Here is a 19117-nt window from a genome sequence, read left to right as displayed (position 1 = left end):
CATAGCTTTTTTGTGTCCGCCTGGCATTGCCCGTTGCTCTCTGCCAACCGCGCTCGCTATGCTGCTGAACCCTTTAATCCATCACGGCCCCGGCCTGTCTTGGCCGCTCCTGGGATGTCATGAGAAAACGGATCAGATGCGATGAATGCACCCTTGGATGAGTTCGGCCCGATCAAGGCCGTGATTTTCGACATGGACGGCTTGTTGCTGGACACCGAGGGCATCTACACCGAGGTCACGTCCATCATTGCCGAGCGTTATGGCCGGACCTTCGACTGGAGCGTCAAACAGAACATCATCGGTCGTGGCGCGGGTGATCTGGCGCGCTATGTGGTCGAGGCGCTGGACCTGCCGATTACAGCCGAAGAATTCCTGGTGATCCGCGAACCGCTGATGCGCGAGCGTTTTCCGACAGCGCTGGCCATGCCTGGCGCAGAGGAGCTGGTTCGGCACTTGAAGGCCAACAACATTCCTATAGCGGTGGGCACCAGTTCTTCACGTCAGTCGTTCGGCCAGAAAACCACCTTGCACCGCGACTGGTTCGCGCTGTTCGACTTCATCGTCACTGCTGATGACCCGGAGGTGGGCGCGGCCAAACCGGCGCCGGATATCTTCCTGACGGCGGCGCGGCGCCTGGGTGTCGCACCCGAGGATTGCCTGGTATTCGAGGATTCACCGTTCGGCGTCACCGCGGCGAAAGCGGCAGGGATGACGGCGATTGCGATCCCGGATGCGGCGATGGCTGACGAAAAGTACGCACACGCCGATGGCATTCTTCGCACGTTGAAGGCGTTCAAGCCCGGTGCATGCGGCCTGCCGGCGCTCGAGTGGGCTTGAGTACCTGATAATCCCGGGCACAAAAAAACGCCGGCAATCTGTTGCCGGCGTTTTTGTTTCAATCGAACGCTTTATCAGGCGCCGAAACCACCGTCGATGGTCAGGCTGGCACCGGTGATGTAGCCGGCTTCGGGACCGACAAGGTAGGCGACGAAGCTGGCGATTTCTTCCACTTTGCCGTAACGACCCACGGCCATCAGCGGAATCAGGCTTTCAGCGAAGTCGCCGCTGGCGGGGTTCATGTCGGTGTCTACCGGGCCCGGCTGCACATTGTTGATGGTGATACCCCGTGGGCCGAGGTCGCGGGCGAGGCCTTTGGTCAGGCCGACCAGCGCCGATTTGCTCATGGCATACGGGCCACCACCGGCGAAGGGCATGCGCTCGGCATTGGTGCTGCCGATGTTGATGATGCGACCGCCTTCGGTCATATGTCTGGCGGCTTCCTGGGTGGCGATGAACACGCTGCGCACGTTGATGGCCAGGGTCTGGTCGAAGTCTTCGAGTTTGAAGTCTTCCAGCGGCGCGACGGCCAAAACGCCTGCGTTGTTGACCAGAATGTCGAGGCGACCGAAGGCTTCGACGGTGGCATTAACGGCATTGCGAATGGCGACGGCATCGGCGCTGTCGGCCTTGATGGCCAAGGCTTTGCCGCCATCGCTGATGATGCTGTTTTGCAGCTCTTCAGCTTTGGCGGTGGAGCTTACGTAAGTGAAGGCGACGGTAGCGCCTTCGGCGGCCAGGCGTTTGACGATGGCAGCACCGATGCCGCGTGAACCGCCTTGAATCAGAGCTACTTTACCGCTGAGGTGTTGAGTGGTCATGTCGATCTCCAGAAATTCAAGGCGGGCTGCCTTGTTGTCGGAGTCGAGTATCGGCCTCGCAATACACTCCGGGTAGACTGTCGTTGCTATAGTCTGTGTAAACCAAAAGTTTATAGTGGCGCTTATGGAAACCTTCAGCAGTATCGAATGCTTTGTGCGCAGCGCCGAGGTTGGCAGCTTCGCCGAAGCGGCGCGGCGCTTGAGCCTGACGCCGGCGGCGGTGGGCAAGAGCGTCGCCAAGCTGGAGGCTCGACTGGGTGTGCGGCTATTCCAGCGCAGCACTCGCAGCCTGACGCTGACTGAGGCCGGCCAGCTGTTTCTCGGCGAAGTCAGCACCAGCCTGCACACGATTCAGAATGCCGTGGCCAACCTGGCCAGCGCCGAAGGACGCCCGGCGGGAACGCTCAAGGTCAGCATGGGGACCGTGTTTGGGCGCTTGTACATCGTGCCGCTGTTGGGAGAGTTTCTGCAGCGCTTTCCGGCGATCAACCCGGACTGGCATTTCGATAACCGCCAGGTCGACCTGATCGGCCAGGGTTTCGATGCGGCGATTGGTGGCGGATTCGAACTGCCTCAGGGTGTGGTGGCGCGCAAGTTGACGCCTGCCCATCGGGTATTGGTGGCTTCAGCCGAGTACCTCGCGGGGCACGAGGCGATCGTCGAGCCCGACGACCTCAAACACCACGATGGCATCTTGATACGCTCGCCGCAGACGGGGCGCGTGCGTTCCTGGCAGTTGACCAGCCGCGCCCGGCAACACAGCCCGCTGACCCTCAAGGCGCGGATGACCATGAGCGATTCGGAAGCCGCCTGCGCCACGGCGGCTCAGGGGCTGGGCATTGCGTTGGTGAGCATGCCGTTTGCCGTGGGCTATCTGGATGCGGGGACGTTGCAGCGGGTGTTGCCTGACTGGTACGTCGACGACGGCAACATCTCCATCTATTACGCCGAACACAAACTGCTGCCGGGCAAGACCCGGGCGTTTGTCGATTTCATCATTGAGCAGTTTGCGGAACAGGGGTTGGGGCAGCGGTTCAGTGCGCTTTGAACCTGGCTTGAGACCGAAGTGCGGCCTTCGCGGGCAAGCCACGCTCCCACAGGGTTTTGAGTCGTATCGTAAAGATGTAAACGACACAGAACCCTGTGGGAGCGTGGCTTGCCCGCGATGAACGATAACGCGGTCCGGGACTGTGATTTTTAAGCTTTGGATTTGCTGATGATGTTGCCGGCATGCAGCCCGCATTCTTTCTGCGTGGCTTCTTCCCACCACCAACGGCCTTCGCGCTCATGCTGGTTCGGCAACACCGGACGGGTACAAGGTTCGCAGCCGATGCTGATGAAGCCGCGCTCATGCAGGCTGTTGTACGGCAGCTCCAGCATGCGGATGTAGCCCCAGATCTCTTCGCTGGTCATTTGCGCCAGCGGGTTGAATTTGTACAGAGTGCGTTCCGGAGTGGAGAACGCGGTATCGATTTCCAGCACGGCGACCGCGCTACGGGTGCCCGGGCTCTGGTCCCGACGCTGGCCGGTGGCCCACGCAGTCACGCCCGACAGCTTGCGACGCAACGGCTCGATCTTGCGGATGCCGCAGCACTCGCCATGGCCGTCCTTATAGAAGCTGAACAGGCCTTTTTCCTTCACGAAAGGTTCGAGCTTGGTGTAGTCCGGCGATACCACTTCGATGTCGATCTTGTAGTGCTCGCGCACCTGTTCGATGAAGCGGTAGGTCTCGGGGTGCAAGCGGCCGGTGTCGAGGCTGAACACCTTGACGTTCTTGTTCAGCTTCCAGGCCATGTCCACCAGCACCACATCCTCGGCGCCGCTGAAAGATATCCACAGATCATCGCCGAACTCGGCGAACGCGAGTTTCAGGATGTCCTGAGCGGATTTGTTGGCATAGGTCGTGGCGAGTTCCACGACATCGAACGATGGGCTCATCAGGGCGGCTTCCTACAGGTCGGTGGCGCTGGGCGCTCTATATGTGCCTGATGGTAACAAAATCCTGCGGCGGCTGGTGCGCCCTCTGCGTTGCACGGAGGAGGGCGAGTCGCTAGAGTTCGGCAGTCCTTTTGCTCGCTCGACTCAATAAACAGTACAAAATGGGAGTGTCTTGTGGAAATTGCCTGTCTGGATCTTGAAGGTGTGCTGGTCCCGGAAATCTGGATCGCCTTTGCCGAAAAAACCGGGATCGAATCCCTCAGGGCCACCACTCGGGACATTCCCGACTACGACGTGTTGATGAAGCAGCGCCTGCGGATTCTCGACGAGCACGGCCTGAAGCTTTCCGACATCCAGGAAGTGATCGCCACGCTAAAGCCTCTGGAAGGCGCCAGTGAATTTGTCGACTGGCTGCGTGAGCGCTTTCAGGTGGTGATTCTGTCGGACACCTTTTACGAATTCTCCCAGCCACTGATGCGTCAACTGGGCTTTCCGACCTTGCTTTGCCATCGTCTGATTACTGACGATGCCGGTCGGGTCACGGGTTATCAGTTGCGTCAGAAAGATCCCAAGCGTCAGTCGGTATTGGCGTTCAAGAGCCTGTACTACCGGGTGATTGCGGCGGGAGATTCCTACAACGATACGACGATGCTGGGCGAGGCGGATGCCGGGATTCTGTTCCATGCGCCGGACAATGTGATTCGCGAGTTTCCACAGTTCCCGGCGGTGCACAGCTTTGCGGAGTTGAAGCAAGAGTTCATCAAGGCTTCGAATCGGGCGTTGAGTCTGTAGTCGTCTGCGAGGGCGCCTTCGCGGGCAAGCCTCGCTCCTACGGGTCGATTCTGGCATTGTGGTTCGCCCCGGACCCTGTAGGAGCGAGGCTTGCCCGCGAAGCTTTTAAAGGCTCCGCAAAGTATCGAGCAACACCTTCACCTTGGTGATCGATTCCTGATATTCCGCCTGCCAGTCCGAATCCGCGACGATCCCGCCGCCACCCCAGCAACACACCTGCCCATCCTTGACCAGTAAACTGCGAATGGCGATGGAGCTGTCCATCTCGCCGCGCACGTCCAGATACAGCAATGAACCGCAATACAACCCACGACGGGTCGGTTCCAGCTCATCGATGATCTGCATCGCGCGAATCTTCGGCGCGCCGGTAATCGAGCCGCCGGGGAAGCTGCCGGCGATCAAATCCAGCGCATCCTTGTCATCCGCCAGCTCGCCGGTAACGCTGCTCACCAGGTGATGCACGTTCGGATAGCTTTCCAGACTGAACAACTCCGGCACCCGCACCGAGCCGATGCGGCAAGTACGGCCGAGGTCGTTGCGCAACAAATCGACGATCATCAGGTTTTCCGCGCGGTCCTTGGGACTGGCCAGCAGTTCGGCGGCGTTCGCCGCATCTTCAACGGCAGTCAGACCGCGGGGGCGGGTGCCTTTGATCGGGCGGGTTTCGACGTGGCGCTCGCTGACTTTGACGAAACGCTCCGGTGACAGGCTCAGCACGGCGTCGCCGTCGGGCAGGCTCTGGAAGCCGGAAAACGGCGTCGGGCACGCCGCCCGCAGCGCGCAGTACGCGGCCCATGGATCGCCTTGGCATTGCGCACGAAAGCGCTGGGCGAAGTTGACCTGATAGCAGTCGCCGGCCTGGATGTACTGCTGAATGCGCTCGAAGGCTTGTCGATAGTCGTCAGCGCTCAAGTCGGCACTCATCGGGCCGTCCAGTTTGAAAGGCTGGATTTTCTGAGGTGCAGGTTGCGTGAACAGTTCGATCAGCCGCTGTCGTTCGCTGTCGATCAGCGTCGGGTGAAACACCAGTTGGCTGGTGGCCAGGTGGTGGTCGCTGATCAGTGCCCAGTCGTACAGCCCGAAACGTGCGTCGGGCAATTGCAGGTCGTCCCGCGCCTGGCTCGGCAGGTTTTCCAGATGCCGGCCGAAGTCATAGCTCAGATAACCGATCAGCCCGCCGGCGAAAGGCAGGTCGAAAGGAACAGTGGCTTCGCCGAGTCGCGTCAGAGTGTCGCGAAGGCGTTGCAGGAAATGGTTGCCGCTTTCGTCCGGTAATACGGCCAATTGCTCCAGCGGCCAGGCGCTGAGCAGGTCATAACGCCCACGCTCGGCGCTCGGCCGGCCGCTGTCGAGCAGTACGGCGCCGGGGGCATGACGAATCGCCGCGAAGTACTCGGCGGGGTTGGCGCGATAGGGCAGCGGGTGTACGGAACAGGTCAACATGGGCGGGGCAGATCAGCCATCGAGGCGGGGGAGCGATTGTAGTCCTCTGCAGGATTTGCTCCTAGAGGGGATGTCGCGGATTGGCAGGTTGAGAGCTTTGGTGGCTGTCAGTCAGCCTTCGCGGGCAAGCCTCGCTCCTACAGATACAGCGGCATCCTTGTAGGAGCGAGGCTTGCCCGCGAATGGGACGACTCGGTCTTGGATCAACCCTCAACCGCAGGAATATGCCCAAACATTTCCTGAACGAACTCCACGCGTTCCTGCGCTGTTTCGATTATCCCGCGGGCCTGTAATTCTTCCAGTCGCGCTTCGACCGCGTGGGTACGCAACGTCAACCCGCAATCGTTGGCGATCTGAATGTTCAACCCGGGCCGGGCGTTGAGCTCAAGAATCAGCGGCCCTTTCTCCTGGTCGAGCACCATGTCGACACCGATGTAACCCAGCCCGCACAGCTCATAGCAGCCGGCAGCGAGCTTCATGAAGCCGTCCCAGTAGGGCAGTTGCACGCCGTCCACTGCGTTGGTGGTGTCCGGGTGTTTGGTGATGATGTTGTTCAGCCAGGTGCCGCGCAATGTCAGGCCTGTGGCCAGGTCGACACCGACGCCGATGGCGCCCTGGTGCAGGTTGGCCTTGCCGCCAGATTGGCGAGTCGGCAGGCGCAACATGGCCATCACCGGATAGCCCATCAGTACGATGATGCGAATGTCCGGCACGCCTTCATAGCTGATGCTTTTGAAGATCTGGTCCGGGGTCACGCGGTATTCGATCAGCGCGCGGTCACGGTGACCGCCGAGCGAGTACAGGCCGGTAAGGATGCTGGAGATATGGTGCTCGATTTCCTCATGGCTGATGATCTTGCCGGACACCGTGCGATAGCGACCCTCAAAGCGGTCGGCAATCACAATGATGCCGTCACCGCCGGCGCCCTGGGCCGGTTTGACCACGAAATCGGTGCGCCCGCCGATGATCTCGCCGAGGTTGTCGATTTCCTTCTCGGTGGAGATCACGCCGTACAGCTCCGGCACATGGATGCCGGCGGCGATGGCGCGCTCCTTGGTGATGATCTTGTCATCGACGATCGGGTACAGGCTGCGTTTGTTGTACTTGAGCACGTAGTCTGCGTTGCGCCGATTGATCCCCATGATGCCCCGGGCCTCCAGGGCTTTCCAGGTCTTCCAGAGACCGAACATCAGGCGTCAGCCTTCTTCAGGAAAGCCTTGAAGCGCACCAGTTCGGTCAGGCGGTAACCGCGATAGCGACCCATGGCCAGCATGAAGCCCACCAGAATCAGCAGAATCGCCGGGAACGTGAACACGAAGTACACCAGCTCAGGCACGCTCATGATCAGGTGCGCCAAAGAGGCTGCGAACAGTGTGCCGATCGCCACTTTCATGGCATGGCCGCCACCGCGCTCTTCCCAGGTGATCGACAGGCGTTCGATGGTCATGGTCAGAATCACCATCGGGAACAGCGCCACCGACAAGCCGCGTTCCAGGCCGAGTTTGTGGCTGAACAGGCTGATCGCCGCGATCAGCACCACCACGAAGGTCAGCACCACCGACAGCCTCGGTAGCATTTGCAGTTTCAAGTGTTCAAGGTAGGAGCGTAGCGACAGCCCCAACGTCGTGATGATCGTAAATAGCACGATGCCGAAACCGAGCTGTGTTTCCCGGAAGGCGAGGGCGATCAGCACCGGGGTAAAGGTGCCGAGAGTCTGAATGCCGATCAGGTTGCGCAGAATAAGGATCACCAACACGCCGATCGGGATCATTACCATGATCATGAAGGTCTGCTGGGTTTGCAGCGGCAGGCCGTACAGTGAGTAGTCGAGGAAGTTGGCGTCGGAGTTTTCGTCGGTCAGCTTGGCCAGACGAATGGCGTTCATTTCGCTGTTGTTCAGGCTGAAGGTGACGTTGGCTTTTTTGCCGCCATCGACGGTGATCAGGTTTTCGTCGCCGGTCCACCACAGCAAGCGGTCAGTGGGCAGGCCCTGTTCGCCGGTTTCCGGGTTGAAGTACAGCCAGTCGGTACCGTTGAAGCTGCGCAACCAGAGTTCAGGCATTTGTGGCTGATCGGCCACCAGGCGAATGGTGTGCACCTTTTCCACCGGCACATGGGCGATGGACAATACCAGCTCGACGATTTTGGCTTTGTTCGCGGTGGACGGATCGCCCGCCAGCAGCAGTTTCACGTTGTCGTCGTTGAGGTTGTTGACACGCTTGATGGCTTCGCCGATGAAGGTTTCGACGTCGGCCGAGTGTTGGCGGATCGGCGCGAGCAGGGCATCTGCGGCGATTTTTTCCGGGCCTTCGACAGCGATGCTGTCGCGGAAGGTCGGGCCTTTGACCTTGGATTTTTCGCCGCTGTAGCGCTTTGTCAGCACCAGTCGGTAATAAAGGGTCTGGTTGCCCTTGGCCCGACGCGCCGACCAGGTGACCTTGCGGTTACCGTCGGCACGGTTTACCGCCACGCCATAATTATTGGAAATGAAACTCTCGTTGAGGCTCACGTAGTCGCGGCTCAGCGGCGGCACGAACATCTGGATCTTGATCGGATCCTTGGCGTTGGCGACGAACTCGACCTTGGCGTCGATGTTCCACAAGTCGTCGGTAGCGTCTTCGGTCACCGGAATTCCGAGCACGAAAATCTGATAGGCCGTAACTGAAATGCCCAGCACCACCAGGATGGCGATCAGCAGTTTCAGATGGAGGGTAAGAGAGCGCATTGGAATTACTCTGCGGTATGTGCGTCGGTGGCGCAGGCGGGTTTGCCAGCAGCGTATTTAAGACTGGGGTCGACCAGCGCATCGAAACGTTTGAGCGCTTCGGAGCCGATCAAGAGCGGGTATTGGAAGGCACTGCGGTCGGTCAAGTTCACTTCGATGCTGCGTAAAGCCGAACCCATGCAGATATCCAGCTCGATGACCGGACGGGCGGTGTACTTCTTGCCTTCTTCCGGGTCGTAGTCACCGGCCCGGCGCTTGATCTTGCTGACACGGGCCAGCGGTCGTTCGATCGGGTGCGAATGCGCGGCGTCGATAGCCAGATAGAAGCGCACCCAGGATTCGCCGTTGCGTTTGAAACGTTTGATGTCGCGGGCACTCAGTGAAGCGGTTTTCGCCCCGGTGTCGAGTTTGGCGGCGACTTCCAGATTGATGCCGTCCAGTGAAGCGTACTCATTGAGGCCGTACACAGTCTTTTCCCCTGCCGCGGCGAAACCTGGCAGGCCAAGAAGACAAAGGAATGTGATGAAGGGCTTGAGTCTCATAAATCCTGGTGCGCAGCGGTCCGTTCTTCAATTCAAGGCCCTGGCATTGCTGCACAAGCTCCCTCGTATGCCTGTCCGCTTTTTATGACAGGCAATGCAGATGACAAGCAAATGCGGCCGGCATTCTAGCACGGTGGGTTTATGGCGCCAGCGCTGGCCGACGGCTATAACTTGAGAGGTTGCTTCGTTATGGTGCAGCGGGTTATTAGACGATTGTCGACAATATCGAATTATCCTTTGACGTAACCGGCCATATTCGCTAGTTTTTGCGGCATTGGTTTTCAAGGTGTCGACAATATGCTGGATCAACTCGATCCTCCGGTTACGATTCCGGATGACTCGGAAACACTTTCCGAAAACGTCTTCCGACGTATTCAGGCGGCAATCGTCAAGGGCGAGATCGCCCCGGGCAGCAAGATCTCCGAGCCAGAGCTGGCGCGCACCTACGGCATTAGCCGCGGGCCGTTGCGTGAGGCCATTCACCGTCTGGAAGGCCAGCGTCTGCTGGTTCGCGTGCCGCACGTCGGGGCGCGGGTGGTGTCGCTGAGCCACGCCGAACTGCTGGAACTCTACGAAATTCGCGAATCCCTGGAAGGCATGGCGTGCCGTCTGGCGGCTGAACGCATGACGGTCGAAGAAATCGACGAACTGCGTCGGGTGCTCGAAACCCACGAGCGCGATGCGGCGTTTCAGGCAGGTGTCGGTTACTACCAGCAGGAAGGCGATTTCGACTTTCATTACCGGATCATCCAGGGCAGCGGCAACCGCACCTTGACCCAGATGCTGTGCGGTGAGCTCTATCAACTGGTGCGCATGTACCGCATCCAGTTTTCCACCACGCCCAATCGGCCGCGCCAGGCGTTTGCCGAACACCACCGAATTCTCGATGCCATCGCCGACCGTGACGGTGAATTGGCCGAGTTGTTGATGCGCCGTCACATCGGCGCCTCCAAACGCAATATTGCCCGTCACTACCAGGACGGCGCTAACCCGACAGCCACTGAACGAGGTGAGTCATGAGTTCCAACAAGAGCACTCCAGGCCAGCGTTTCCGCGATGCGGTCGCCAGCGAACATCCGCTGCAAGTGGTCGGCACGATCAACGCCAACCACGCACTGCTGGCCAAGCGCGCCGGTTTCAAGGCTATCTACCTGTCGGGTGGCGGGGTGGCTGCCGGCTCCCTCGGCGTGCCGGACCTGGGGATTACCGGTCTGGATGACGTGCTGACCGATGTGCGTCGCATTACTGACGTCTGCGACTTGCCACTGTTGGTGGACGTGGACACCGGTTTCGGTTCTTCTGCGTTCAACGTCGCCCGTACTGTGAAGTCGATGATCAAATTCGGCGCGGCGGCGATTCACATCGAGGACCAGGTCGGCGCCAAGCGCTGCGGTCACCGTCCTAATAAGGAGATCGTCACGCAGCAGGAAATGGTCGACCGCATCAAGGCAGCTGTCGATGCCCGCACTGATGACAGCTTCGTGATCATGGCTCGCACTGACGCCCTGGCGGTGGAAGGTCTTGAATCTGCGCTGGAGCGCGCGGCGGCATGCATCGAGGCCGGCGCCGACATGGTGTTCCCGGAAGCGATCACCGAGCTTGAGATGTACAAACTGTTCGCCAGCCGCGTGAAAGCGCCGATCCTGGCCAACATCACCGAATTCGGCGCGACGCCGCTGTACACCACCGAGCAGCTCGCCGCCGCCGATGTGTCGTTGGTGCTGTACCCGCTGTCGGCGTTCCGCGCGATGAACAAAGCCGCGGAAAACGTCTACACCGCGATCCGCCGCGACGGCACGCAACAGAACGTCATCGACACCATGCAGACGCGCATGGAGCTTTACGATCGCATCGACTACCACACCTTCGAGCAGAAGCTCGATGCGTTGTTTGCCGCGAAGAAATAATGACGGACGCACTCCTGTAGCAGCTGCCGAGCCCGCGAGGCTGCGTTCGAGGCCGAAGGACTCGCCAAGCCGGGTTTACGACTGCTTCGCAGCCGAACGCTGCCTCGCGGTGCTCGACAGCTGCTACGAGCGAACGCAGGCTTCGCCAGCTGCTACAGATGTGCGATGTAATTTGAATCAATTTGCCGATTCCCTAACAAATTCAAGAAAACTGGAGACAGCAATGGCCGAAGCAAAAGTACTCAGTGGCGCCGGGCTCCGTGGCCAGGTTGCCGGGCAAACCGCACTGTCCACCGTGGGCCAGTCGGGCGCAGGCCTGACCTATCGCGGCTATGACGTTCGCGACTTGGCGGCTGACGCCCAATTTGAAGAAGTGGCTTACCTGCTGCTGTACGGCGAACTGCCGACCAAAGCGCAACTGGCTGCCTACACCCAGAAACTGAGCAAGCTGCGTGACCTGCCGCAAGCGCTGAAAGAAGTGCTGGAACGCATCCCCGCCGACGCTCATCCGATGGACGTGATGCGCAGCGGTTGCTCGTTTCTAGGCAACATCGAGCCGGAGAAAGACTTCTCCGAGCAGCACGACAAAACCGACCGCCTGTTGGCCGCGTTCCCGGCGATCATGTGCTATTGGTACCGCTTCAGCCACGACGGCAAACGCATCAATTGCGTGACCGACGAAGCCTGCATCGGCAGCCATTTCCTGCACCTGCTGCACGACAAGAAACCGAGCGAGTTGCACGTCAAGGTGATGAACGTTTCGCTGATCCTCTACGCGGAACACGAGTTCAACGCCTCGACTTTCACCGCCCGCGTGTGTGCGTCTACGCTGTCGGATCTGTATTCCTGCATCACGGCGGCCATTGGCTCTCTGCGCGGCCCGCTGCACGGCGGCGCCAACGAAGCGGCGATGGAAATGATCGAGCGCTTTTCGTCGCCGGAAGAGGCGGTCAAAGGCACCCTCGACATGCTCGCGCGCAAGGACAAGATCATGGGCTTCGGCCATGCGATCTATAAAGACAACGATCCGCGCAACGAGGTGATCAAGGCCTGGTCGAAAAAACTCGCCGACGAAGTGGGCGACACCGTGCTGTTCCCGGTGTCCGAAGCCATCGACAAGACCATGTGGGAACAGAAGAAACTGTTCCCGAACGCCGACTTCTACCATGCCTCGACGTACCACTTCATGGGCATTCCGACCAAGTTGTTCACGCCGATCTTCGTCTGCTCGCGCCTGACCGGCTGGGCAGCGCATGTGTTCGAACAACGTGCCAACAACCGCATCATCCGCCCGAGCGCCGAATACGTCGGCGTCGAACAGCGCAAGTTCGTGCCAATCGAACAACGCTGACTGGGGGAGGGCGCCGGTGCCGGTTGCTGAATGAACCGAGACCCCTGTAGGAGCGAAGCTTGCTCGCGAAGACGGACTGACATTCAACATTAATGTCGACCGACAGATCGCTTTCGCGAGCAAGCTTCGCTCCTACAGGACCGTGTTCACTTCGGGAACTGCGCCAGGCCCCACCCTTTGTAACCACCGTGACCGAGTCTTGACGATGAACACAAAATTCCGCAAACCGCTGCCCGGCAGCCATCTGGATTATTTCGACGTCCGCGCGGCGGTCGATGCTATTCAACCTGGCGCCTACGACACCCTGCCGTACACCTCCCGCGTGCTGGCGGAAAACCTTGTGCGTCGCTGCGACCCGGCCACGCTCACCGAATCCCTGAAGCAATTCATCGAGCGCAAACGCGATCTCGATTTCCCATGGTTCCCGGCCCGCGTGGTGTGCCACGACATTCTCGGCCAGACCGCCCTGGTGGACCTCGCCGGCCTGCGCGACGCCATCGCCCTGCAAGGTGGTGACCCGGCGCAAGTGAACCCGGTAGTGCCGACTCAGTTGATCGTCGACCACTCCCTGGCCGTTGAGCGCGGTGGCTTCGATCCCGAGGCGTTCGAGAAGAACCGCGCCATTGAAGACCGTCGCAACGAAGACCGTTTCCACTTCATCAACTGGACCAAAAAAGCCTTCAAGAACGTCGACGTGATTCCGCCGGGCAACGGGATCATGCACCAGATCAATCTGGAGAAAATGTCGCCGGTGATTCAGGTCCGCGACGGCGTGGCCTTCCCCGATACCTGCGTCGGCACCGACAGTCACACCCCGCACGTCGATGCGCTGGGCGTGATCGCCATTGGTGTTGGTGGTCTGGAAGCGGAGAGCGTCATGCTCGGTCGCGCATCGTGGATGCGCTTGCCGGAAAGCGTCGGTGTCGAACTGACTGGCAAGCTGCAACCGGGCATCACCGCCACCGACATGGTGCTGGCGCTGACCGAATACCTGCGCAAACAAAAAGTCGTCGGCGCATGGCTGGAGTTTTTCGGTGAAGGGGCTTCCGCGCTGACCCTGGGTGACCGCGCGACCATTTCCAACATGGCCCCGGAATACGGCGCCACGGCGGCAATGTTCTACATCGACCAGCAGACCATCGACTACCTGAAACTCACCGGCCGTGAAGACGAGCAAGTGCAGCTTGTGGAGAATTACGCCAAGCAGACCGGCCTCTGGGCCGACAGCCTCAAAGGCGCGCAATACGAGCGCGGGCTGAGCTTCGACCTGTCCTCGGTGGTGCGCAACATGGCCGGCCCGAGCAACCCGCATGCCCGTGTCGCCACGTCCGATCTCGCGGCTCAAGGCATCTCCGGCCAGTGGGACGACGTGCCGGGCCAGATGCCGGACGGCGCGGTGATCATTGCCGCCATCACCAGTTGCACCAACACCAGTAACCCGCGCAACGTGATTGCCGCAGGTCTGCTGGCGCGCAACGCCAACAAACTCGGGCTGAGCCGCAAACCGTGGGTCAAATCCTCGCTGGCGCCGGGTTCGAAAACCGTGGCGCTGTATCTGGATGAAGCCGGGCTGACTAAAGAGCTGGAGCAACTCGGCTTCGGCGTCGTGGCATTCGCCTGCACCACGTGCAACGGCATGTCCGGCGCGCTGGACCCGGTGATCCAGCAAGAAATCATCGATCGCGATCTGTACGCCACGGCCGTACTCTCCGGTAACCGTAACTTCGACGGGCGGATTCACCCGTACGCCAAAAACGCGTTCCTGGCGTCGCCGCCATTGGTGGTGGCTTACGCCATCGCCGGGACCATTCGTTTCGACATCGAAAAAGATGTGCTGGGCCTGACCGCCGATGGCAAGGAAATCCGCCTGAAAGACATCTGGCCGAGCGACGAAGAAATCGATGCGGTGGTGAAAACTTCGGTCAAACCGGAGCAGTTCCGTCAGGTGTACATCCCGATGTTCGCCATCCACGAAGACACCGGTCCGAAGGTCACGCCGCTGTATGACTGGCGCGAGATGAGCACTTACATCCGCCGTCCGCCGTACTGGGAAGGCGCGCTGGCCGGCGCTCGTCCGCTCAAGGGCATGCGCCCGTTGGCGGTGCTGCCGGACAACATCACCACCGATCACCTGTCGCCATCGAACGCGATCATGCTCGACAGCGCGGCGGGTGAATACCTGGCGAAAATGGGCCTGCCGGAAGAAGACTTCAACTCCTACGCCACGCACCGCGGCGACCACTTGACCGCGCAGCGCGCAACCTTTGCCAACCCGAAACTGTTCAATGAAATGGTTCAGGAAAACGGCAAGGTCAAGCAGGGTTCCCTGGCGCGAGTCGAGCCGGAAGGTCAGGTCATGCGCATGTGGGAAGCCATCGAAACTTACATGGAACGCAAGCAGCCGCTGATCATCATCGCAGGCCAAGACTATGGCCAGGGTTCGTCCCGCGACTGGGCGGCTAAAGGTGTGCGGCTAGCGGGTGTGGAAGCGATTGCCGCTGAAGGGTTCGAGCGCATCCACCGCACCAATCTGGTGGGCATGGGCGTGCTGCCGCTGGAGTTCCAGCCGGGCACCGATCGTCACACCCTGGCCATTGACGGCAGCGAAACCTTTGATGTGATCGGCGACCGCACCCCGCGTGCGACGCTGACGCTGGTGATCAATCGCAAGAATGGCGAACGCGTCGAAGTGCCGGTGACCTGCCGCCTCGACACCGCCGAAGAAGTGTCGATCTACGAGGCCGGCGGCGTGTTGCAGCGTTTCGCTCAGGACTTCCTCGAAGAATCGGCGGTTGCCGTTTAAATCACGAAGTGCGGACACGGGGTTTCAGACTTTGTGTCTGCCTTCTTTTACGATAAGGAGTAGGAGCACCAATGGCTCACGCACCTCAGATCAAAATCCCCGCCACCTACATGCGCGGCGGCACCAGCAAAGGCGTGTTCTTCAGCCTGAAAGACCTGCCCGAAGCGGCGCAGATTCCCGGCCCGGCTCGCGATGCGTTATTGCTGCGAGTGATCGGCAGCCCCGACCCTTACGACAAGCAAATCGATGGCATGGGCGGCGCGACGTCCAGCACCAGCAAAACCGTGATCCTGTCGAAAAGCCTCAAGGCCGATCACGACGTCGATTACCTGTTTGGTCAGGTTTCCATCGACAAGCCTTTCGTTGACTGGAGCGGCAACTGCGGCAACTTGTCGGCGGCGGTCGGTTCGTTCGCTATCAGCAATGGCTTGGTGGACGCCAGCCGCATTCCGCACAACGGTGTGGCGGTGGTGCGCGTGTGGCAGGCCAACATCGGCAAGACCATCATCGCCCATGTGCCGGTCACCAACGGCGAGGTCCAGGAAACCGGCGATTTCGAACTCGACGGCGTGACCTTTCCGGCGGCCGAAGTGCAGCTCGAATTCATGGACCCAGCGGCGGAAGAAGAGGGTGGCGGTGGTTCGATGTTCCCCACCGGCAATCTGGTGGATGACCTCGAAGTGCCGGGCGTCGGTACGCTCAAGGCGACCCTGATCAACGCCGGCATCCCGACCATTTTCATCAATGCCGAAGACATCGGTTACACCGGCACCGAATTGCAGGGCGCGATCAACGGCGACCTGAAGGCCCTGGCGATGTTCGAAACCATCCGCGCTTACGGCGCGCTGCGCATGGGGCTGATTCAGCACCTGGACGAAGCGGCCAAGCGTCAGCACACACCGAAGGTGGCGTTCGTCGCCAAGCCGGCGGATTACATTGCGTCCAGCGGCAAGAAGATCGCTGGCACCGACATTGACTTGCTGGTGCGCGCGCTCTCCATGGGCAAACTGCACCACGCGATGATGGGCACCGCAGCGGTGGCCATCGGCACGGCGGCGGCAATTTCCGGCACGTTGGTCAACCTGGCGGCGGGCGGCGTCGAACGCAACGCTGTGCGCTTCGGTCACCCCTCCGGCACCTTGCGCGTGGGCGCCGAGGCCAGCCAGGTCAACGGTGAATGGACCGTGAACAAAGCCATCATGAGCCGCAGTGCGCGAGTGTTGATGGAAGGTTACGTCCGCGTGCCGGGGGATTCTTTCTAAACACACATACTCCTGTAGGAGCTGCCGAAGGCTGCGATCTTTTGATCTTGCCTTTTAAAAGCAAAATCAAAAGATCGCAGCCTTCGGCAGCTCCTACATTCAATCCCGTTCCTACAATAAGAAAGCAGTGCAGCCAGAGATTGATCCTGAACCGAGGTCCCATCAGCGAACCACTGACCGAGTGAATCGAACATGAGCGCCAACGTCGACCTGAACAACCGCCCCGACTACGACACGGTCCTGCAGGACATCGCCGACTACGTCCTCAACTTCAAAATCGAATCTGCCGACGCGCTGGACACCGCCCGCAATTGCCTGATGGACACCCTCGGCTGCGGTCTGCTGGCCCTGCGTTTTCCCGAATGCACCAAACACCTGGGACCCATCGTCGAAGGCACGGTCGTTCCCTTCGGCGCTCGCGTGCCGGGCACCAGTTATCGTCTTGATCCGGTCAAAGCGGCATGGGACATCGGGTGCATCGTCCGCTGGCTCGATTACAACGACACCTGGCTCGCCGCCGAATGGGGTCATCCGTCCGATAACCTCGGCGCCATTCTTGCGGTGGCCGACCACCTGTCGCAAAAACGCCTCGCCAATGGCGACGCACCGCTGACCCTTCGCGTGGTGTTGGAAGCCATGATCATGGCCCATGAGATTCAAGGCGTGATTGCGTTGGAAAACTCCTTCAACCGCGTCGGCATCGATCACGTCATCCTGGTGAAAGTCGCCTCGACCGCCGTCACCGCCAAGCTCATGGGCGCCAATCGCGAGCAACTGCTGTCGGCGTTGTCCCATGCCTTTGCCGACGGCCAGGCGCTGCGCACTTACCGGCATGCACCCAATGCCGGGTCGCGTAAATCCTGGGCAGCAGGGGACGCGTCCAGCCGTGGCGTGCGTCTGGCGGACATTGCGATGCGCGGGGAGATGGGCATTCCCGGTGTGCTGACCGCCAAACAATGGGGTTTCTACGACGTACAGTTCAGCCACACCAACAACGATCTGGCGCTCAAGCCTGAAGACAAGCGAGCCTTCAGATTCTCTCGGCCGTTCGGCAGCTACGTGATGGAAAACGTGCTGTTCAAGGTCAGCTTTCCCGCCGAGTTCCACGCGCAAACTGCCTGCGAGGCTGCCGTTACCCTGCATCCATTGGTCAGGAACCGCCTGCACGAAATCGACAGAATCGTCATCACCACCCACGAATCGGCGATCCGCATCATCTCCAAGGTCGGCCCGCTGGCCAACGCTGCGGACCGCGACCACTGCATCCAGTACATGATCGCCGTACCTCTGGTGTTCGGTAATCTGGTGGCGGAGCAGTACGAAGACGACTTCCACGCGGTGCATCCGATCATCGACGTGCTGCGCGACAAAATGGTCATCGTCGAAGACCCACGCTTCACTCGCGAATATCTGGAGCCGGATAAACGTTCCATTGCCAATGCGGTGCAGGTGTTCTTCAAGGACGGTTCCAGCACCGAGAACGTGGTGGTGGAATACCCGATCGGCCATCGCCGTCGCCGCACCGAGGGTATTCCGCTGCTGGAAGAGAAATTCAAGGCCAATCTGGCGACGCGATTCACGGCGCAGCGCAGTGCCGAGATCTTTGCGTTGTGCAAGGACCAGGCACGGCTTGAGGAGACGGCGGTGAACCGGTTTGTGGATTTGTTTGTGATCTAGGAGAGGGAGACCGCGTTATCGTTTTTCGCGGGCAAGCCTCGCTCCTACAGTGATGTGTTGTTCACAAAACCCTGTAGGAGCGAGGCTTGCCCGCGAAGGCCTGACAGGCACTAAAGAACTACTTGAACCGTCGCTCCACGCCTTTCTCTACTAGAATCTTCGCAGAGATCTCTTCCACGGAGAAATGCGTGGAATTGATGTGGGCAATGTTCTCGCGGCGAAACAAGTTCTCCACCTCGCGCACTTCGAATTCGCACTGCGCGTAGCTCGAATAGCGGCTGTTGGGCTTGCGCTCATTGCGGATAGCTGTAAGCCGGTCCGGGTCGATGGTCAGGCCGAAGAGCTTGTGATGATGGGCGCGCAGGGCGGTTGGCAGTTGCAGGCGCTCCATGTCGTCTTCGGTCAGCGGATAGTTGGCCGCACGGATGCCGAATTGCATAGCCATGTACAGGCACGTCGGCGTCTTACCACATCGCGACACGCCCACTAGTATCAGGTCGGCCTTGTCGTAATAGTGCGTGCGTGCGCCATCGTCGTTGTCGAGGGCGAAGTTCACCGCCTCGATCCGCTCCATGTAATTGGAGTTGCCACCGATGGAGTGGGATTTGCCGACGGTGTAGGAAGAATGCTCGGTCAGTTCCTGTTCCAGCGGGGCCAGAAAGGTCGAGAAAATGTCGATCATGAAACCATTTGAGGTTGCGAGAATCTCACGAATGTCCTGGTTGACGATGGTGTCGAAAATAATCGGACGAAAACCATCGTTTTCGGCGGCTTTGTTGATTTGTTGTACCATGGCCCGCGCTTTATCGGCGTTGTCGATGTAGGGTCGCGTGATTTTGCTGAAGGTAATGTTTTCGAACTGCGCCAACAGGCTTTGACCGAGGGTTTCGGCCGTAATACCCGTGCCATCGGAGATAAAGAAAGCAGATCGTTTCATTTGCACCTTGGGCCTTAAGCTAGTGACGATTCTTGGATATAGTAGGCGCGATTTGCCGGCCACCCATGGCCCGCATTCTCAC

At 59.9% G+C, this 19117-nt stretch carries 16 protein-coding genes; 9 read left to right on the top strand and 7 right to left on the bottom strand.

From position 1 onward, the window contains the following. Positions 1-141 precede the first annotated feature (141 nt). On the top strand, positions 142-837 hold the full coding sequence (locus NHU87_RS19530) for an HAD-IA family hydrolase (RefSeq protein ID WP_253551712.1): 696 nt from the start codon (positions 142-144) through the stop codon (positions 835-837). A gap of 74 nt (positions 838-911) precedes the next feature. Here NHU87_RS19530 and NHU87_RS19525 read toward each other — a convergent pair whose 3' ends face one another. Beyond that, positions 912-1658 (bottom strand): 3-oxoacyl-ACP reductase family protein, encoded by a 747-nt coding sequence (locus NHU87_RS19525; RefSeq protein ID WP_253551711.1) that lies wholly within the window; start codon positions 1656-1658, stop codon positions 912-914. Between the two features lie 124 nt (positions 1659-1782). On the opposite strand from NHU87_RS19525, the gene NHU87_RS19520 reads away from it, so the two are divergent. Next, the gene (locus tag NHU87_RS19520) at positions 1783-2706 is read left to right on the top strand and encodes a LysR family transcriptional regulator (protein WP_253551710.1); all 924 of its coding nucleotides are present in this window, start codon (positions 1783-1785) and stop codon (positions 2704-2706) included. 149 nt (positions 2707-2855) lie between these two features. On the opposite strand, the gene NHU87_RS19515 is transcribed toward NHU87_RS19520, so the two are convergent. Further along, complete coding sequence (locus tag NHU87_RS19515) at positions 2856-3596, bottom strand: phosphoadenylyl-sulfate reductase (protein ID WP_008074131.1); 741 nt, start codon at positions 3594-3596, stop codon at positions 2856-2858. Between the two features lie 174 nt (positions 3597-3770). Between NHU87_RS19515 and thrH the strand changes: the two genes are divergently transcribed. Next, positions 3771-4388, top strand: a complete 618-nt coding sequence (gene thrH / locus NHU87_RS19510; RefSeq protein ID WP_038979889.1) for a bifunctional phosphoserine phosphatase/homoserine phosphotransferase ThrH — start codon at positions 3771-3773, stop codon at positions 4386-4388. A 105-nt stretch (positions 4389-4493) separates the two neighbouring features. On the opposite strand, the gene pabB is transcribed toward thrH, so the two are convergent. The 4 genes from pabB to NHU87_RS19490 all read right to left on the bottom strand — a co-directional run bounded on the left by pabB (position 4494) and on the right by NHU87_RS19490 (position 9098). Further along, on the bottom strand, positions 4494-5831 hold the full coding sequence (pabB, locus tag NHU87_RS19505) for an aminodeoxychorismate synthase component I (RefSeq protein ID WP_253551709.1): 1338 nt from the start codon (positions 5829-5831) through the stop codon (positions 4494-4496). Positions 5832-6034: 203 nt separating this feature from the next. Next, entirely contained in the window at positions 6035-7021 is a 987-nt protein-coding gene (locus NHU87_RS19500) for an alpha-L-glutamate ligase-like protein (protein ID WP_038979893.1), read from the bottom strand. Next, the gene (locus NHU87_RS19495; RefSeq protein ID WP_253551708.1) at positions 7021-8556 is read right to left on the bottom strand and encodes an inactive transglutaminase family protein; all 1536 of its coding nucleotides are present in this window, start codon (positions 8554-8556) and stop codon (positions 7021-7023) included. The genes NHU87_RS19500 and NHU87_RS19495 overlap by 1 nt, the downstream gene beginning before the upstream one ends. Positions 8557-8561: 5 nt before the next feature. Then, entirely contained in the window at positions 8562-9098 is a 537-nt protein-coding gene (locus NHU87_RS19490) for an ATP-dependent zinc protease family protein (protein WP_253551707.1), read from the bottom strand. Positions 9099-9398: 300 nt separating this feature from the next. Here NHU87_RS19490 and NHU87_RS19485 point away from each other — a divergent pair, with 300 nt between their 5' ends. The 6 genes from NHU87_RS19485 (at position 9399) to prpD (ending at position 18098) form a co-directional block, all read left to right on the top strand. Continuing rightward, the gene (locus NHU87_RS19485) at positions 9399-10118 is read left to right on the top strand and encodes a GntR family transcriptional regulator (protein WP_253551807.1); all 720 of its coding nucleotides are present in this window, start codon (positions 9399-9401) and stop codon (positions 10116-10118) included. Next, positions 10115-11005, top strand: coding sequence for a methylisocitrate lyase (gene prpB, locus NHU87_RS19480; RefSeq protein WP_253551706.1), 891 nt, complete (start codon positions 10115-10117; stop codon positions 11003-11005). The genes NHU87_RS19485 and prpB overlap by 4 nt, the downstream gene beginning before the upstream one ends. Positions 11006-11228: 223 nt before the next feature. Further along, on the top strand, positions 11229-12356 hold the full coding sequence (prpC, locus tag NHU87_RS19475; protein ID WP_253551704.1) for a bifunctional 2-methylcitrate synthase/citrate synthase: 1128 nt from the start codon (positions 11229-11231) through the stop codon (positions 12354-12356). 205 nt (positions 12357-12561) lie between these two features. Continuing rightward, positions 12562-15159, top strand: a complete 2598-nt coding sequence (acnD, locus tag NHU87_RS19470; protein ID WP_253551702.1) for a Fe/S-dependent 2-methylisocitrate dehydratase AcnD — start codon at positions 12562-12564, stop codon at positions 15157-15159. 71 nt (positions 15160-15230) lie between these two features. Next, the gene (prpF, locus tag NHU87_RS19465; protein WP_253551700.1) at positions 15231-16421 is read left to right on the top strand and encodes a 2-methylaconitate cis-trans isomerase PrpF; all 1191 of its coding nucleotides are present in this window, start codon (positions 15231-15233) and stop codon (positions 16419-16421) included. Positions 16422-16613: 192 nt separating this feature from the next. Beyond that, the gene (gene prpD, locus NHU87_RS19460) at positions 16614-18098 is read left to right on the top strand and encodes a 2-methylcitrate dehydratase (RefSeq protein ID WP_253551698.1); all 1485 of its coding nucleotides are present in this window, start codon (positions 16614-16616) and stop codon (positions 18096-18098) included. 118 nt (positions 18099-18216) lie between these two features. Here the strand turns inward: prpD and ppsR are convergent, their stop codons facing one another. Beyond that, complete coding sequence (ppsR, locus tag NHU87_RS19455) at positions 18217-19035, bottom strand: posphoenolpyruvate synthetase regulatory kinase/phosphorylase PpsR (protein WP_007902088.1); 819 nt, start codon at positions 19033-19035, stop codon at positions 18217-18219. Positions 19036-19117 lie beyond the last annotated feature (82 nt).

The organism is Pseudomonas mandelii, assembly GCF_024138395.1.
Lineage (GTDB): Bacteria > Pseudomonadota > Gammaproteobacteria > Pseudomonadales > Pseudomonadaceae > Aquipseudomonas > Aquipseudomonas mandelii_E.
The sequence above is the reverse complement of the archived record's forward strand: the minus strand, read 5'-3'. Positions and strand labels throughout refer to the sequence as shown.

Bases quoted from the DNA above. Each gene is read 5' to 3' on its own strand.
- NHU87_RS19530 (WP_253551712.1), top strand. From the start codon at position 142: ATGAATGCACCCTTGGATGAGTTCGGCCCGATCAAGGCCGTGATTTTC.
- NHU87_RS19525 (WP_253551711.1), bottom strand. From the start codon at position 1,658: ATGACCACTCAACACCTCAGCGGTAAAGTAGCTCTGATTCAAGGCGGT.
- NHU87_RS19520 (WP_253551710.1), top strand. From the start codon at position 1,783: ATGGAAACCTTCAGCAGTATCGAATGCTTTGTGCGCAGCGCCGAGGTT.
- NHU87_RS19515 (WP_008074131.1), bottom strand. From the start codon at position 3,596: ATGAGCCCATCGTTCGATGTCGTGGAACTCGCCACGACCTATGCCAAC.
- pabB (WP_253551709.1), bottom strand. From the start codon at position 5,831: ATGTTGACCTGTTCCGTACACCCGCTGCCCTATCGCGCCAACCCCGCC.
- NHU87_RS19500 (WP_038979893.1), bottom strand. From the start codon at position 7,021: ATGTTCGGTCTCTGGAAGACCTGGAAAGCCCTGGAGGCCCGGGGCATC.
- NHU87_RS19495 (WP_253551708.1), bottom strand. From the start codon at position 8,556: ATGCGCTCTCTTACCCTCCATCTGAAACTGCTGATCGCCATCCTGGTG.
- NHU87_RS19490 (WP_253551707.1), bottom strand. From the start codon at position 9,098: ATGAGACTCAAGCCCTTCATCACATTCCTTTGTCTTCTTGGCCTGCCA.
- prpB (WP_253551706.1), top strand. From the start codon at position 10,115: ATGAGTTCCAACAAGAGCACTCCAGGCCAGCGTTTCCGCGATGCGGTC.
- prpC (WP_253551704.1), top strand. From the start codon at position 11,229: ATGGCCGAAGCAAAAGTACTCAGTGGCGCCGGGCTCCGTGGCCAGGTT.
- acnD (WP_253551702.1), top strand. From the start codon at position 12,562: ATGAACACAAAATTCCGCAAACCGCTGCCCGGCAGCCATCTGGATTAT.
- prpF (WP_253551700.1), top strand. From the start codon at position 15,231: ATGGCTCACGCACCTCAGATCAAAATCCCCGCCACCTACATGCGCGGC.
- prpD (WP_253551698.1), top strand. From the start codon at position 16,614: ATGAGCGCCAACGTCGACCTGAACAACCGCCCCGACTACGACACGGTC.
- ppsR (WP_007902088.1), bottom strand. From the start codon at position 19,035: ATGAAACGATCTGCTTTCTTTATCTCCGATGGCACGGGTATTACGGCC.